Annotated in this window: 13 protein-coding genes; 2 read left to right on the forward strand and 11 right to left on the reverse strand. The window is 66.5% G+C overall.

The features are described 5' to 3' along the window. Together ACN0V4_RS09885 and ACN0V4_RS09890 are read left to right on the forward strand one after the other, a co-directional pair. On the forward strand, positions 1 to 948 hold the full coding sequence (locus ACN0V4_RS09885; protein ID WP_417675530.1) for a branched-chain amino acid ABC transporter permease: 948 nt from the start codon (positions 1 to 3) through the stop codon (positions 946 to 948). 133 nt (positions 949 to 1,081) lie between these two features. After that, entirely contained in the window at positions 1,082 to 2,242 is a 1,161-nt protein-coding gene (locus ACN0V4_RS09890) for a DSD1 family PLP-dependent enzyme (RefSeq protein WP_417675532.1), read from the forward strand. An 86-nt stretch (positions 2,243 to 2,328) separates the two neighbouring features. Here the strand turns inward: ACN0V4_RS09890 and ACN0V4_RS09895 are convergent, their stop codons facing one another. From ACN0V4_RS09895 to ACN0V4_RS09945, 11 genes are read right to left on the reverse strand one after another with little or no spacing between them, the layout of a single operon-like run. Beyond that, a complete protein-coding gene (locus tag ACN0V4_RS09895) occupies positions 2,329 to 2,730 on the reverse strand; it encodes a rhodanese-like domain-containing protein (protein WP_417675534.1) in 402 nt (133 codons plus the stop codon). A 34-nt stretch (positions 2,731 to 2,764) separates the two neighbouring features. Further along, the gene (locus ACN0V4_RS09900) at positions 2,765 to 3,769 is read right to left on the reverse strand and encodes an oligopeptide/dipeptide ABC transporter ATP-binding protein (RefSeq protein WP_417675536.1); all 1,005 of its coding nucleotides are present in this window, start codon (positions 3,767 to 3,769) and stop codon (positions 2,765 to 2,767) included. Continuing rightward, the gene (locus tag ACN0V4_RS09905) at positions 3,766 to 4,737 is read right to left on the reverse strand and encodes an ABC transporter ATP-binding protein (RefSeq protein ID WP_417675538.1); all 972 of its coding nucleotides are present in this window, start codon (positions 4,735 to 4,737) and stop codon (positions 3,766 to 3,768) included. Before ACN0V4_RS09905 ends, ACN0V4_RS09900 begins: the two co-directional genes overlap by 4 nt. Then, entirely contained in the window at positions 4,734 to 5,606 is an 873-nt protein-coding gene (locus ACN0V4_RS09910) for an ABC transporter permease (protein WP_417675540.1), read from the reverse strand. Before ACN0V4_RS09910 ends, ACN0V4_RS09905 begins: the two co-directional genes overlap by 4 nt. After that, positions 5,606 to 6,616, reverse strand: coding sequence for an ABC transporter permease (locus ACN0V4_RS09915; protein ID WP_417675542.1), 1,011 nt, complete (start codon positions 6,614 to 6,616; stop codon positions 5,606 to 5,608). Before ACN0V4_RS09915 ends, ACN0V4_RS09910 begins: the two co-directional genes overlap by 1 nt. Positions 6,617 to 6,653: 37 nt before the next feature. Next, entirely contained in the window at positions 6,654 to 7,121 is a 468-nt protein-coding gene (locus ACN0V4_RS09920; RefSeq protein WP_417675544.1) for a MaoC family dehydratase, read from the reverse strand. After that, positions 7,118 to 8,821, reverse strand: a complete 1,704-nt coding sequence (locus tag ACN0V4_RS09925) for a long-chain-fatty-acid--CoA ligase (protein WP_417675546.1) — start codon at positions 8,819 to 8,821, stop codon at positions 7,118 to 7,120. The genes ACN0V4_RS09920 and ACN0V4_RS09925 overlap by 4 nt, the downstream gene beginning before the upstream one ends. After that, on the reverse strand, positions 8,818 to 10,053 hold the full coding sequence (locus ACN0V4_RS09930) for a Zn-dependent hydrolase (RefSeq protein WP_417675548.1): 1,236 nt from the start codon (positions 10,051 to 10,053) through the stop codon (positions 8,818 to 8,820). Before ACN0V4_RS09930 ends, ACN0V4_RS09925 begins: the two co-directional genes overlap by 4 nt. After that, positions 10,053 to 11,438 carry a dihydropyrimidinase gene (gene hydA / locus ACN0V4_RS09935; RefSeq protein WP_417675550.1) on the reverse strand — a complete coding sequence of 462 codons (1,386 nt, stop codon included), beginning with the start codon at positions 11,436 to 11,438 and terminating at the stop codon, positions 10,053 to 10,055. Before hydA ends, ACN0V4_RS09930 begins: the two co-directional genes overlap by 1 nt. Continuing rightward, positions 11,435 to 12,625 carry a trans-sulfuration enzyme family protein gene (locus tag ACN0V4_RS09940; RefSeq protein ID WP_417675552.1) on the reverse strand — a complete coding sequence of 397 codons (1,191 nt, stop codon included), beginning with the start codon at positions 12,623 to 12,625 and terminating at the stop codon, positions 11,435 to 11,437. The genes hydA and ACN0V4_RS09940 overlap by 4 nt, the downstream gene beginning before the upstream one ends. Further along, positions 12,622 to 13,767, reverse strand: a complete 1,146-nt coding sequence (locus ACN0V4_RS09945) for an acyl-CoA dehydrogenase family protein (RefSeq protein WP_417675554.1) — start codon at positions 13,765 to 13,767, stop codon at positions 12,622 to 12,624. The genes ACN0V4_RS09940 and ACN0V4_RS09945 overlap by 4 nt, the downstream gene beginning before the upstream one ends.

Below are 13,767 nucleotides of genomic sequence, written 5' to 3' on the forward strand. Positions count from 1 at the left end.
ATGAACCGGACCTATCTGATCGCGAGCCTTCTGGCCGCTCTCGTCCTTGTCTGCGTGCCGCTGGTGGTGAGCGATCCCTATATCCGACACCTCTTCATCATCGCCTTCATCTTCGCGGTGGTGGCCTCGAACTGGGATCTGACGCTGGGCTATTGCGGGCTGTTCAACTTTGGGCATCTGACCTTCTTCGGGGTCGGCACCTATACCGCCGCGATCCTGGCCAAGACCGCCGGGGTGACCCCCTGGCTCGCCATTCCGCTGGGCGGCTTGGCGGCGGCGCTGGTGGGGTTGATCATCGCCCTGCCGGTGGCGCGGCTGAAGGGCATCTATGTGGTGCTGGTGACCTTCGCTTTCAGTCAGCTCGCCCTGCAACTGGTGCTGTCGCAAAGCCAGATCACCGGCGGCGCCGAGGGCATGGTGCGGCTGCCCTATCTCAGCATCGGAGAGTATAAGTTCATCCGCGATTTCAAGCTGGGCTATTACTATGTCGGGCTGGGGCTTCTGGTGATCTCGACCGTGGCGCTTCTGCTGATTGCGCGCTCGCCCTATGGCAAGGCGCTGCGGGCGGTGCGCGATAACGAGGATTACGCCACCGCGCGCGGCATCTCGGTGGCGCGGCAGCGGATCACCGTGCTGGTCGCCTCGGCGGTGCTGACCGGGGTGGCGGGGGGCTTTTACGCCATCTACCTGCGGGTGGCGGCGCCCGAGGTCTTCAGCTTCGGCACCCTGTCGCTTGTGCTCTCCATGGTGCTGATCGGGGGCGCCGGGTCGATCATCGGCCCGGTCTTCGCGGCCCTGGCGCTGACCTTCGGAACCGAGGCGCTGGCCGGGGTGCGCGGGATGGAGGATGCCCGCTTCATCCTGATCGCGCTGGCGATGATCCTGGTGCTGCGGCTGGCGCCCGGCGGGGTCATCGACCTGCTGAGCCGGCTGCGCCGCGCGCATTGACATCACTCCCCGCGCATTTGCGCATCTCCCGGCGTCTTGGCCCTGTCAGGCGCCGGTTTTTTCTGTCTCGCGGGCTGGCGAGCGGGCGCGGCCTGCGGCTAAGGTCCAGCCGAACCATCGAGGGAGCGTTTGGATGCCGGAACTGACCGAAGACGACCTGCACGAACTGGGCTATCTGGTGCCGGCCCGCCCCGGCATGACCGAGGCCGAGGCGCAGACGCCCTGCCTGATCGTCGATCTTGACGCCTTCGAGCGGAATCTGATCCGCATGCGGGAGGTCTGCGCCGCCGCCGGGATCGCGCTGCGGCCCCATGCCAAGACCCACAAATGCCCGGAGATCGCCCGCCACCAGATCGGCCATGGCGCGGTGGGCATCTGCTGCCAGAAGCTGTCCGAAGTGGAGCATTTCGCCCGCGCCGGCATCCCCGATATCCTTCTGGCCAATGAAATCCGCGATCCGGTCAAGATCGACCGCCTGGCGCGGCTGCCGGGGCTGGGCACCCGGATCACCTGCTGCATCGACGATATCGACAATGTGGCGGAGCTTTCGGCGGCGGTGATGCGCCATGACACCAGGCTCGACTGTCTGGTCGAGATCGACTGTGGCGCCGGGCGCTGCGGTGTGACCACGCCGGCCGAGGCGGTGGCGATCGCCCGGGCCATCGCGGCGGCGCCGGGGCTGACGTTTCGCGGCATTCAGGCCTATCAGGGATCGCTGCAGCATATCTATGACTACGCCAGCCGGGCGGCTGCGGCAGAACGGTCCATCGCCATCGCCCGCGAGACCGTCGCGGCGCTGTCGGCGGCGGGGTTGGAGTGCGCCACGGTCACCGGCGCCGGCACCGGGAGCTTCCCGTTCGAGGCGGCCTCGGGCCTCTATACCGAACTGCAATGCGGCTCCTACATCTTCATGGATGCGGATTACGGCAAGGTGCTGGATGCCGAGGGCGGCAGGCTCGATGCCGGCGGCTTCGAGAACGCGCTGTTCCTGCTGACCTCGGTGATGAGCCACGCCAAACCCGGCAAGGCGGTCTGTGATGCCGGGCTCAAGGCGCAATCGGTCGACAGCGGGCTGCCGGTGGTCTTCGGGCGCTCTGATGTGACCTATACCGCCTGCTCCGATGAGCATGGCGAGATCGCCGACCCCACCGGCGCGCTCAGGATCAACGACAGGCTGCGGTTGGTGCCGGGGCATTGCGACCCCACCTGCAACCTGCACGACTGGTTCGTGGGCATCCGTGGTGGCCGGGTCGAGACGCTGTGGCGGATCACCGCGCGCGGTCCGGGGCTGTGACAAAAAAGGCCCCGGAATGCAGGGTCCGGGGCCAAGTGCCACGAAGGGGGCGATGCTCTGCCCCTCCCGTGACGGGGAGTGTTCGGTTACTTGTGCGGTTCGGGGAATTCGACCGGGCCGCCCTGGTCGGCCCAGGTCGAGAAGCCTTCGCGCAGGTGGGCGCATTCGAACCCCATGTCGTTCAGCGTCGCCGTGCTGAGCGCCGAGCGCCAGCCCGAGGCGCAGTGAAACACGAATTTCTTGTCCTCGCCGAAGATCGGTTTGAAATAGGGGCTGTCGGGGTCGATCCAGAATTCGACCATGCCGCGCGGGCAGTGGAAGCTGCCGGGGATGAAGCCCGAGCGTTGCCTTTCGCGCACGTCGCGCAGATCGACCACCACGACATCGGGATCGTCGAGCATGGCGATCAGATCCTTGGTTTCGATTTCCTCGATCCGGGCGCGGGCGTTCTTCACCATCTCGCTTACCGGGGTTGTCAGCTTGGCCATGTGAATCTCCGTCTCTGGCATGTCGGGGGCGGCGTCATTCGGCGCCGTCGGGGGTTGCGAAATGGCAGCGGACCTGCCGGCCGTCGGGCAGCCGGCGCAGCTCGGGCTCGGCCTGATTGCACAGCGCCTGTTGCGCCGGGCAGCGGCCATAAAGCCGGCAACGGGTGCCGCTGGGGTTGATCGGGCTTTGCGGATCGCCATCGAGCTTGATGCGGTCGCGCTTGGCGCCTTCGCGCAGGGTCGGGATCGCCGAGAGCAGCGCGCGGGTATAGGGATGCGCCGGGCGGTGAAACAGCGGGTCGGTGTCGCCGCTTTCGACGATCTGGCCCAGATACATCACCACGATCCGGCTGCAGAGCAGGCGCACCACGTTCAGGTCGTGGCTGACGAACAGCAGCGCCACCCCCTGTTCCTGGCGGATCTTGTCCAGAAGCTGCAGCACCGTCGCCTGTACCGAGACATCGAGCGCCGAGGTCGGCTCGTCCAGCACCAGAAGCCTGGGGTCGACCACCATGGCCCGGGCGATGCCGACACGCGCCTTCTGGCCGCCAGAGAGTTGATGCGGAAACCGGCTCAGCAATTCCAGCGGCAGGTTGACCGACCTGGCCGCGCCCTCGACCTTGGCGACCAGCTCGGCGCGGGATTTCGGCGGTTTCAATTGGCGCAGCGGATCGGCGATCAGGTCGAAGATGCTGAAGCGCGGGTTCAGGCTTTCGGTCGGGTCCTGGAACACCATCTGGATGTCGCTGCGCATGTCGGATTTGGCGAAGGCCGAGGCCGACATCGCCGTCACATCCTTGCCCTCGACGAACATCCGTCCCGAGCTGGCATCGAGCAGCCGGCTGATCACCCGCGACAGGGTCGACTTGCCGCAGCCGGATTCGCCCACCAGCCCCAGCGCCTCGCCGGGGTGGATGGCCAGGGTCACATCGTCGACCGCGTGCAGCTTGACCGGCTCGCGCCCGGACAGCGTATTGCGATGCTTCAGCACGAAATGCTTCTTCAGATGTTCGATGGCGATGATCGGGGTCTGGCTCACAGCGGGTTCCTGCAGGCGACGAGGTGGTTGGGGGCGATCTCCTCCAGCCTCAGGCCGGGGGCGTCGCAATTGGCCTGATGGCGCGGGCAGCGGCCGGCAAAGCGGCAGGGCGGCAGATCGCTGCGCCGCAGATCGGGCAGCGATCCGGGGATGGCGCGCAGATCATGGACGCTGTCGACCAGCGAGGGCACGCTGCCCAGCAGGCCGGTGGAATAGGGATGGCGCGGGCGGGCGAACAGCTCGGCCACCGGGGCGGTCTCGACCACATGGCCCGCGTGCATCACCACGATGCGATCGCAATATTCCGAGGCGAGCGCCAGGTCGTGGGTGATCAGCAGGGTGCCGAGATTGCCGGCGCGGGCGACATCGCGGATCAGATCCATGATCACCGCCTGGGTGGTGACGTCGAGCCCGGTGGTGGGCTCATCCGCGATCAGCAGGCGCGGATGGCAGGCCAGGGCGGCGGCGATGCCGATCCGCTGGCAAAGCCCGCCCGACAGCTCGAAGGGATAGGCGCTCATCCGCTTTTCGGGATCGGGGATGCGGACCTGCCGCATCGCGTCCAGCACCTTTTGCTTCACCTCCGCCGCGGCGGCGGGGGTGTGGCGGGCGATCACGTCGCCGATCTGCTGGCCGACCGGCCGGATCGGGTTCAACGCCGTGCGCGGGTTCTGGAAGATGATCGAGGCCTCCTTGCCGCGCCAGAGGTCGCGTTCGCGGGCGCTCATCGCCATCACGTCGCGCCCCTCGAAGCGGATGTCGCCTGACAGGATGCGGGCGGCCTTGTCGAGGATCCCCATGATCGCGAAGGCGGTCACCGACTTGCCCGATCCGCTTTCGCCGACGATGCCGATGATCTCGCCCGGGGCGATGTCGAAAGAGACATTCTCGAGCACATGGACGGTGCCGTGACGGGTGCGAAAATCGACCGTCAGATCGCGGACCGAGAGAAGGGGGGGAACACTCATGTCCGGCTCCTCGGGTCGAGAATGTCGCGCAGCGCGTCGCCCAGCAGGTTGAAGGTGAAGACGGCGAGCATCAGCATCAGACTGGGAAAGAGGAAGACCCACCATTGCCCCGAGGCGATGAAGCGGGCGCCCTCGGCCACCAGGATGCCCCATTCGGCCGTGGGCGGGCGCACCCCCATGCCGAGAAACGACAGCCCCGCCGCGTTCAGCACCGCCCAGCCGAGGTTGACCGAGGCCTGGATCACCAGGGGCGACAGGATGTTCGGCAGCAGGAAGACCAGCAGGATGCGGGCATGACCCGATCCGCCGACCCGGGCGGCCTCGACATAGCCCATGTTGCGGCGCACGTTGACCTCGGCCCGGGCCAGCCGGACGTAGAAGGGCAGGTTGATGATGGCGGTGGCATAGATCACGTTCATCACCGAATTGCCCAATGCGGCGACCATCGCCATCGCCAGAACAAATAGCGGGAAGGCCATCAGCACGTCGACGAAACGGCTGGTCACGGTGTCGACGACACCGCCGAAATAGCCCAGCACCGCGCCGATCAGCGACCCCACCACGCAGGAAATCCCCACCGCGCCGAAGGCGATCAGCATGTCGAGCCGGGTCGCCACCAGCACGCGGGAAAAGACGTCGCGGCCCAATTGGTCGGTGCCGAACCAATAGGTGGCCGAGGGTGGCGTCAGCGCATCCTGCGGGTTGGTCGCCAGCGGATCATGCGGCACCAGCAGCGGCGCGAAGAGCGCGGCGAGGATCAGCAGGGCGAAAAGACCGAAGGCGACCTGATGCAGTCGGTTCTCGGACAGGATGTAGCCCAGGGTGGACAGCCGGTCGCGCAGCCGGAGGGAGGAGTGGGAAATCGCCATCAGTTCAGCCCCGCACGCGGATCGACCAGCCCGGCCAGCAGGTCGGTGACAAGGTTCACGGCCAGGAAGATGCCGGCCATGATCAGCATGAAGGCCTGCAACGGCGCATAGTCGAGCGACAGCAGGCTATCCATCGCATAGGCGCCGATGCCGGGCCAGGCAAAGACCTTCTCGACCAGCACGTTGGCCCCCAGCATGTAGGAAAACGTCATCCCCAGCGAGGTCACCACCGGCAACATCGCGTTGCGGAAGGCATAGCTCATCACGATCTTGCGCCGGGTCAGCCCGTTGGCCCGGGCAGTGCGGATGAATTCGCTGGACAGCACGTTCAGCATCGACGCCCGCGTCATCCGCGCCAGGGGAGCAAGCGCGAAGATCGCCATGGTGACCCCCGGCAGCAGGATCTGCTTGAAAGCGGCCCAGGTGGTTTCCCAATCGCCGGCCAGCGGCCCGTCGATCAGGATGAAACCGGTGACGGTGTCGGGCTTGAACATGAAGGGGTCGAGCCGCCCGGTCGGCTCAGGTGCCACGCCGAGGATGTAGTAGAACAGATAGATCAGCAGCAGTCCGGTGACGAAGGTGGGAATCGACACCCCGAGGGTGGCGACGATGCGGCAGATTTGGTCGATCCACGATCCGGGCTTCAGCGCCGCCGCCACCCCCAGCGGGATGGAGATGGCGATCGCCAGGAAAAAGGCGAAGACCGTCAGTTCGGCCGAAGCGGGCAGGCGGGTCAGCATCTCGGTGGCGACCGGCTGGCCGGTCGAGATCGACATGCCCAGATCCCCCTGCCAGAGCGCGCCGAGGTAGATCCAGAACTGTTCGACCAGCGATTTGTCGAGCCCGAGGGCAGCGCGGATTTTCTCGACATCCTCGTTCGACATCGCCGGGTTCGAGGCGAAGAAGACCGCCGGATCGCCCGGCAGCACCCGGGTGATCAGGAAGGTGGCGATCAGCACCCCGAAGAGGGTGGGGATCGAACTGAGGATGCGCCAGATGATCTTGCTCATGGACGGGCCTCTTGCGGCGGGATGCGGGCGGGGCGGATCATGCCTGCGCCTCGCCCTCGGGTCGGCACAGAAGAAAGATCAGATGATCGCCGCTGACAACCTCGGTTCCGTCGGCCTTGAGCAGAATGCCGCGTTCGGTGGCCAGCCCGCGCCCGGGTTTCGAGGCCATCCGCTTTTCGACCAATTCGAGCCGCAGATAGACATCCTCGCCGGGATAGAGCGGCGCGCTGAACTTGATGTCGGTCCAGCCGAGCGAGGCGGTGACCGATCGCTCGAAGACCCCCAGTTGCGATTTCAGCCCCTCGATCAGCGCCAGGCTGAACAGCCCATGGGCGATGCGGCCCTGAAACCCGGCGGCGCGGGCAAAATCCTCGTCCATATGGACGGGGTGATGTTCGCCGGTCAGCGCCGCATAGCCGTCGATATCCGCAACCGTGATGCGGCGCAGCGCAGAGGTCAGCGCCGCGCCGGGGATGAAATCCTCGTACCAGATCTGATCGGTCATCGCTTGTCACTCCATTCGGCCTGTTGCAGGGCGCGCCAATCCACCTTCTTGCTGCCCGATTGCGGCAGCTCGGCGACGAATTCCACGATGCGCGGGACCTTGTAGGCCGCCATATGTGCACGGGCGAAATCGGTGATCGCCTTGGCGTCGATGCGCTCGCTCTGGCCCGGCTTCAGCACGATCAGCGCCTTGACGGTTTCGCCGCGATAGGGATCGGGGGCAGAGATCACGCAGCATTCCTTGACCGCCGGGTGACGGTAAAGCAGGGTTTCGCATTCCGCCGGCCAGACCTTGAAGCCCGAGACGCTGATCATCCGCTTCAGCCGGTCGACGATGAAGAAATAGCCTTCCTCGTCAACGTATCCCAGATCCCCGGTCCTGAGCCAGAGCCGGCCCTGCAACGTGATCAGGGTTTCCTCGGTCGCCTCGGGGCGGTTCCAGTATCCCGCCATCACCTGCGGGCCGGAGATCAGGATTTCCCCCAGCGCGCCCTGCGGCAGTTCGGCCAGCGTCTCCGGGTCGACCACGATCGACCAGGTGTCGAAGATCGGCAGCCCGAGGCATTGCGGCTTGGGCCGGGCCACCGGGTTGATATGGGTGGCCGAGATCGTTTCGGTCAGCCCGTAGCCCTCGCAGAACTCCAGCCCATAACGGTCGCGCAGCTCCAGCGCCACGGCAGCGGGCATCGAGGCGCCGCCACCGGTCAGCACGGTGACATGGGCCAGACAGGCGGGATCGAAATTCTCGCTCGCCATCACGTCGACGATCATGGTGGGGGCGGCGCTCCACCAGGTGACCTGGTGGCGGGTGAAGAGCGCCGGGATGATGTCGCGGTCCCAACGGGTCATGATCACCAGCGCGGCGCCGGCGAAGAGACCGGCGCTCATCGAGGCCTGCATGCCGGCGACATGGAACATCGGCATGAAGGAGGTCAGCACCGATTGTTCGCTCAGCCCGTACCATTTGGCCTGGGCCGCGGCGGTGAAGACCACGGTGGAATGCGGATGCATGCAGGCCTTGGGCTTGCCCGTGGTGCCGGAGCTATAGGGCATCACCGCGATATCCTCGCTGGTGGCTGTATAGGGGGCGGGCAGGTGGCTGGCGGCGATGGCGGCCTCGAAATCGGTCTCGGTCGCGGCGATCAGCGGCGCGCGTGGCTCCAGCATCACCGGGGGCAGGTGATCCTCGGGCGTCTCCGGGGCGGCATCGGCGTAATGGGCGACGATCAGATGATCCAGCAGGCGCGGCATCAGCGGGCGGAACCGGTCGACCAGTTCATCACCGAGGATGGCGATGCGGGCGCCGCTGTCGCTGGCGTAATGCTCCAGCTCCTCGGTCATGTTCATCGGGTTGATCGGCACCACCACCGCGTCGGCGCGCAGGACGGCGTGGAAGGCCGTGACGAATTGCGGTGAGTTCTGCAGATCGACCAGCACCCGGTCGCCGTGGTTCACCCCAAGGTGGCGCAGATAGCCCGCCAGCGCCTCGACCCGCGCCTTGAGGTCTGCGTAACGCGTGGTCTGGCCATAGTAGAACAGCGCCGGGCGATCCGGCCAGCGGCTGGCGGAGCGGTCGAGATTGCCGAAGGCGTTGCCCGCCGGGAAATCCAGATGCGCCGCGAAACCCTCGGGCCAGAAGGGCGACTCGGGGCCGGTCCGAAGGGCTGGGATGGCCGGTTGCATGGCGTCCTGATGTGTCACAATTCCCGCTCCGCGATCTGGCGCACGGCGTCCTCCAGCACCGCGAGCGCCTGGGCGATCGGCGCCCAGTCCGTATGTTCTTCGGGGCAATGGCTGCGCCCGTCCTTGGATGGCACGAAGAGCATCGCCACCGGCAGGTGGGGGGCGAGGATGCCGGCGTCGTGATTGGCGCCCGAGGGCAGCCGGCCATGGGCAATGCCATGCACCCGGGCCGCCGCCTCCAGCGCCTCCCGCAGGTCGGGTGACAATGCCACCGGCGCCTCGCGATAGATGTTGCGCGCCTTGGTCTCGCAGCCGAAGGCGGCGCCGGTCTCGGCCACCAGCGCCTCGGTCGCCGCCGCGGCCCGGCTCAGGGCGGCGGCATCGGTGTCGCGGATCTCCAGCGCCAGCCGCACTTCGCCGGGCACTACATTCGCCTGGTTCGGCGTCAGCTTGACCACCCCGATGGTGCCCCTGAGCGTGTCGCTGGGGTCGGCCAGGATCATGTCGCGGAAACGATCGGCGAAACGGGCGGTGGCGGCGAAGGCGTCGCGGCGCAGGTCCATCGGGGCGGCGCCGGCATGGTCGGGCTGGCCGGTGAAGCGGATCGAGAAGCGTTCCTGCCCGGCGATGGCGGTGACGATGCCCACCGCGTCGCCGCAGGCTTCCAGCACCGGACCCTGTTCTATGTGCAGCTCGAAATAGCAGTGCAGATCGCTGAAATCTCGGGCGGCCTCTTGCACCCGGGCGGGATCGAAGCCCGCCTCTGCCATCGCTTCGATCAGCGGTTTGCCGTCCTGGCCGCGCTTCTGCGCCAGATCGTCGGGGGTGAAGCCGCCGATCATCGCCCGGCTGCCGGTGAAGGGGCCGAAGCGGCCCTCCTCGTCACGAAAGGCGATCACCTCGATCGGTCGGGCCCAATTGCCGGCGGCCATGGCGCGCCGCGCGATCTCCAGCCCCGCCAGCACCCCCAGCGCACCGTCATAGGCGCCGCCGTTCTTCACCGTGTCCAGATGCGACCCCAGCGCCACCGCGCGGCCGGTGCCGGGTGTGCGGGCCACGGCATTGCCGAAGGCGTCGAGCCGCGCGCTCATCCCCATCTCGCGGGCGCGGGACAGAAACCACTCCTGCGCGGCGCAATCCTCGGGGCCGAAGGCCGGGCGGCTCCAGCCACCATCGGGATCGCGCCCGATGGCAGAGAGCGCCTGAAAATCGGCGATCAGACCGGCGATGGGGGCGAGCGGGTCGGTCATCACAGCACGGGCCGGACCGAGGTGCCACGTTCCAGGAACCGGCCCTGACCGGCCTCGCCCAGGAATTCGCCATCCTCGACCACCACGCGGCCGCGCAGGACCGTGGTGTCGATCATCCCCGTGACCTCGATTCCCGAATAGGGGTTATAGCCGATGTCGCCATAATCGCTGTCGGGGCTGATCACCTGCCGCCGCTCGGGGTTGAGGATGGCAATATCGGCGTCATAGCCGGGCGCGATCCGGCCCTTGCGGTCGCCGATGCCGAAAATGTCGGCCGGCCAGGTGGAGGTGAGCCGTGCGAATTGATCGAGGCTGATCCGCCCCTGATCGACGCCGAGGGTATAGAGCATCGGCAGCCGGATCTCGATCCCCGGGGCGCCATTGGCGACATCGGCGAAGGAGGGCAGGCCAAGCGCCTTGGCGGCGGCGGAATAGGATACTTCATCCGAGGTCACGGCCGAGAGCACGCCGCCGGCCAGCGCCTGCCAGAGCGCGGCCTGATTGTCGGCGTCCCTGAGTGGCGGGCTGAGGATGAAGTTATGGCCATCCTCGCGCTCCAGCGCCTCGTCGGTGAGGGCGAGGTAATGGGTGCAGGTCTCTGCCGTGATCTTCAGGCCGCGCTTGCGGGCGGCCTCGACCAGCGGCAGGGCGCCTTTGGCGACAAGGTGCAGGATATGGACGCCGCAGCCGGTATCCTCGGAAAAGAGGATGGCGCGCGACACCGCCTCGATCTCGGAAATCGGCGGCCGGGTCAGGGCGTGCCAGCGCGGTTCCGTATGGCCCTTGGCGATGGCCTCGGCGCGCAGGTTCTCGACGATGCCGGCGTTTTCGGCATGCAGCACGATCATCAGATCGTCCTTGGCGGCCTGTTGCATCAGCCGGTAGAGCTGGCCGTCTTCCAGCTTGAGCCCGTCTTCCTCATAGACCGTATAGACCTTGAGGGAGGAGACGCCCGCGGCGCGCAGCCCGGCGAGTTCCCTGAGGGTCTCTTCGTTCACGTCCGTTGCGATCAGATGCAGGCCGTAATCGACGGTGACCACCGGATCGGCCTGCTTGCGGCGATGGGCAAGGCCTGCCAGCATCGACTTGCCGCGCCGTTGCAGCGCGAAATCGACGATCGAGGTGGTGCCGCCCCTGAGTGCCGCGATGCCCCCCGATTCAAAGTCATAGACCGAGCGTTGCCCCATGAAGCCCACCAGCAGGTGCACATGCGGGTCGACCCCGCCGGGCAGCACGATCTTGCCCTTGGCGTCGATCACCCGGTCGCCCGTCCCGGTGCCGGGATCGACGATGGCCTTGATCTTTTCGCCCTTGATCAGAATGTCGGCGGTGGTGGTGCCCTCGGGCAGAACCACGGTGCCGTTCGCGATCACCAGATCGGTCATTTGCAGCCCTCCAAAGCCTGGGTGAGATCCTCGATCAGATCCTCCGCCTCCTCGATCCCGGCAGAGATGCGCACCAGCGTGTCGCCGATCCCCATCTCGCGCCGCGTCTCGGGCGGAACGGAATAATGCGATGTATTGCCCGGCTGGCTGATCAGGCTTTCGACGCCGCCGACCGAGGGGCCGATGGCGAAGAGCCGGGTGGCGTCGACCACATGGCGGGCGGCCTCGGGGCTGGCCATCTCGAAGGACATCAACCCGCCGAAACCTGTCATCTGTTTGACCGCCAGCGCGTGGTCGTCGTGGCTGGGCAGGCCCGGGTAATAGACCTTGCCGACCGCCGGGTGGGCGGCAAGGAACGCCGCCAGCCGCTGGCCGTTCTCGTTGTGCCGCGCCATCCGCAGGCTGTAGGTCGCCATGCCGCGCATCAGGAGCCAAGCGGCATGTGGGTCCATCACCCCGCCGTTGGCCTGGGAAAACGACCGCACCGCGCGCAACTCGGCCCGCGTGCCGCAGACGGCGCCGGCCAGAACGTCACCATGACCGTTGAGGTATTTGGTCGCCGAATGGATCAGCAGATCGGCGCCCAGTTCCAGCGGGCGCTGATTCATCGGCCCGCCCAGGGTGCCGTCGACCACCAGCTTGGCGCCGGCCGCATGGGCGATCGTCGCGAGCGCCGCCAGATTGACAATGCGCACCAGTGGATTGGTCGGGGTTTCGGCATAGATCACCTTGGTCTTTTCGGTGATGCAGGCGGCGACATCCTCGGGCGCCAGCGAGGCGGCCCAACGGACGGTGACGCCCTGCCGCGGCAGAAGCTCGGTGAAATAGCGCAGCGTGACGCCATAGATATCGGGCAGGGCGACCAATTCGTCGCCGGCCTGCAACAGCGGCGCCAGCGCCCCGGTCACCGCCGCCATGCCCGAGGCGAAGAGGGCGGCGGATTGCGCCCCCTCCAGCGCCGCGAGCCGTTGCTCGGCGGCCATCACGGTGGGGTTTCGTACCCGCGAATAGACAAAGCCGCGCGCCCTGCCGCTGTTCACCGCCTCCAGCCCCTCGGTATCGGGGGCGGCGAAGGTGACGCTTTGATAGATGGGCATGCTCACAGCGCCCTCATTGGCCCGTGGGTCCAGCCCGGCGTGCACCGCGAGGGTGCCCAAACGGTCGGAATGGCGCGCGTCCTTGGTCATTTCGTCAGCTCGCGCGAGATGATGATGCGCAGGATTTCCGAGGTGCCGCCGCCGATCTCGGCCAGCTTGGAATCGCGGAAATGCCGTTGCATGTCGAATTCCATCAGATAGCCCCAGCCGCCCATCATCCGCATGCCGTTGAGCGCCGCGCGCACATAGGTTTCCGAGGAATAGAGGTTGGCGACAGCGCTTTCCTTGTTGTTGGGAATGCCCCGGTCCACCAGGTTCGAGGAGCGGTAGAGCAAGAGCCGCGCCGCCTCGATTTCCATATGCATGTCGGCGAGTTTCGCGCGGGTGAGCTGGAAGCTGTTGATCTTCTGGCCGAATTGCTCGCGCTCGTCGGTGTACTTCAGAATCTTGTCGAGGCAGCTCTGCGCGGCGCCGACGTTCACCGCCGAGAGGCAGCAGCGTTCGTAATCCAGCGTCTTCAGCGCGTTCAGCCAGCCGGAATTGGCGCCGCCGATGATCGCGTCCTTGGGCAGGCGCACGTCCTTGAGGAAGATCTCGTTCAGATCCATGGGCTTGAGGCCCAGCTTTTTCAGCTTGCGGATCTCCACCCCCGGGGTCTTGGGGTCGAGCAGGAACATGGTGATGCCCTTGTGCTTGGGCGCCTCCGCGTCCGAACGGGCCATCAGCAGGATGTAATCGGCCTCCTGCGCGCAGGAGCAGAACATCTTCTGGCCATTGATCACCCATTCGTCGCCCTCGAGCACCGCGCGGGTGCGCAGGGAGGCGGCGTCAGAGCCCGAGTTCGGTTCCGACAGCGAGAAGGCGAAGCGAATCTCGCCGCGGGCCAGCTTCGGCAGCAGCTCCATCTTCTGCTCTTCGGTGCCGAAATGGACCAGCGCGTCGGTGGCGATCACGATGGTGGTATAGAAGATATTGGCGCCGGCCTCGAAATGCATGGCGAATTCTTCCAGGAAGACCGCCAGATCGGTGCAGGTCCCACCCATGCCACCGTATTGTTCCGGGATCGGCAGGCCGAGCCAGCCGGTGGCGGCCAGCTTGTCATAGAGTTCGAACGGGAATTTTTCCTGTTCGTCGCACTCACGCACATAGTCCGGCGGGCATTCCTTCAGCAGGAAGGTCCGCAGGCTGTCGCGCATCAGGCGCTGTTCGTCGCTCAGATCGAAGTTCATCAT

It is taken from the genome of Pseudodonghicola sp. (assembly GCF_048268305.1).
Lineage (GTDB): Bacteria > Pseudomonadota > Alphaproteobacteria > Rhodobacterales > Rhodobacteraceae > Pseudodonghicola.

What these genes read in the sequence shown, in the direction of transcription:
- ACN0V4_RS09885 (WP_417675530.1), top strand. Translation starts at nt 1, where the DNA reads ATGAACCGGACCTATCTGATCGCGAGCCTTCTGGCCGCTCTCGTCCTT.
- ACN0V4_RS09890 (WP_417675532.1), top strand. Translation starts at nt 1,082, where the DNA reads ATGCCGGAACTGACCGAAGACGACCTGCACGAACTGGGCTATCTGGTG.
- ACN0V4_RS09895 (WP_417675534.1), bottom strand. Translation starts at nt 2,730, where the DNA reads ATGGCCAAGCTGACAACCCCGGTAAGCGAGATGGTGAAGAACGCCCGC.
- ACN0V4_RS09905 (WP_417675538.1), bottom strand. Translation starts at nt 4,737, where the DNA reads ATGAGTGTTCCCCCCCTTCTCTCGGTCCGCGATCTGACGGTCGATTTT.
- ACN0V4_RS09910 (WP_417675540.1), bottom strand. Translation starts at nt 5,606, where the DNA reads ATGGCGATTTCCCACTCCTCCCTCCGGCTGCGCGACCGGCTGTCCACC.
- ACN0V4_RS09915 (WP_417675542.1), bottom strand. Translation starts at nt 6,616, where the DNA reads ATGAGCAAGATCATCTGGCGCATCCTCAGTTCGATCCCCACCCTCTTC.
- ACN0V4_RS09920 (WP_417675544.1), bottom strand. Translation starts at nt 7,121, where the DNA reads ATGACCGATCAGATCTGGTACGAGGATTTCATCCCCGGCGCGGCGCTG.
- ACN0V4_RS09930 (WP_417675548.1), bottom strand. Translation starts at nt 10,053, where the DNA reads ATGACCGACCCGCTCGCCCCCATCGCCGGTCTGATCGCCGATTTTCAG.
- hydA (WP_417675550.1), bottom strand. Translation starts at nt 11,438, where the DNA reads ATGACCGATCTGGTGATCGCGAACGGCACCGTGGTTCTGCCCGAGGGC.
- ACN0V4_RS09940 (WP_417675552.1), bottom strand. Translation starts at nt 12,625, where the DNA reads ATGACCAAGGACGCGCGCCATTCCGACCGTTTGGGCACCCTCGCGGTG.
- ACN0V4_RS09945 (WP_417675554.1), bottom strand. Translation starts at nt 13,767, where the DNA reads ATGATGAACTTCGATCTGAGCGACGAACAGCGCCTGATGCGCGACAGC.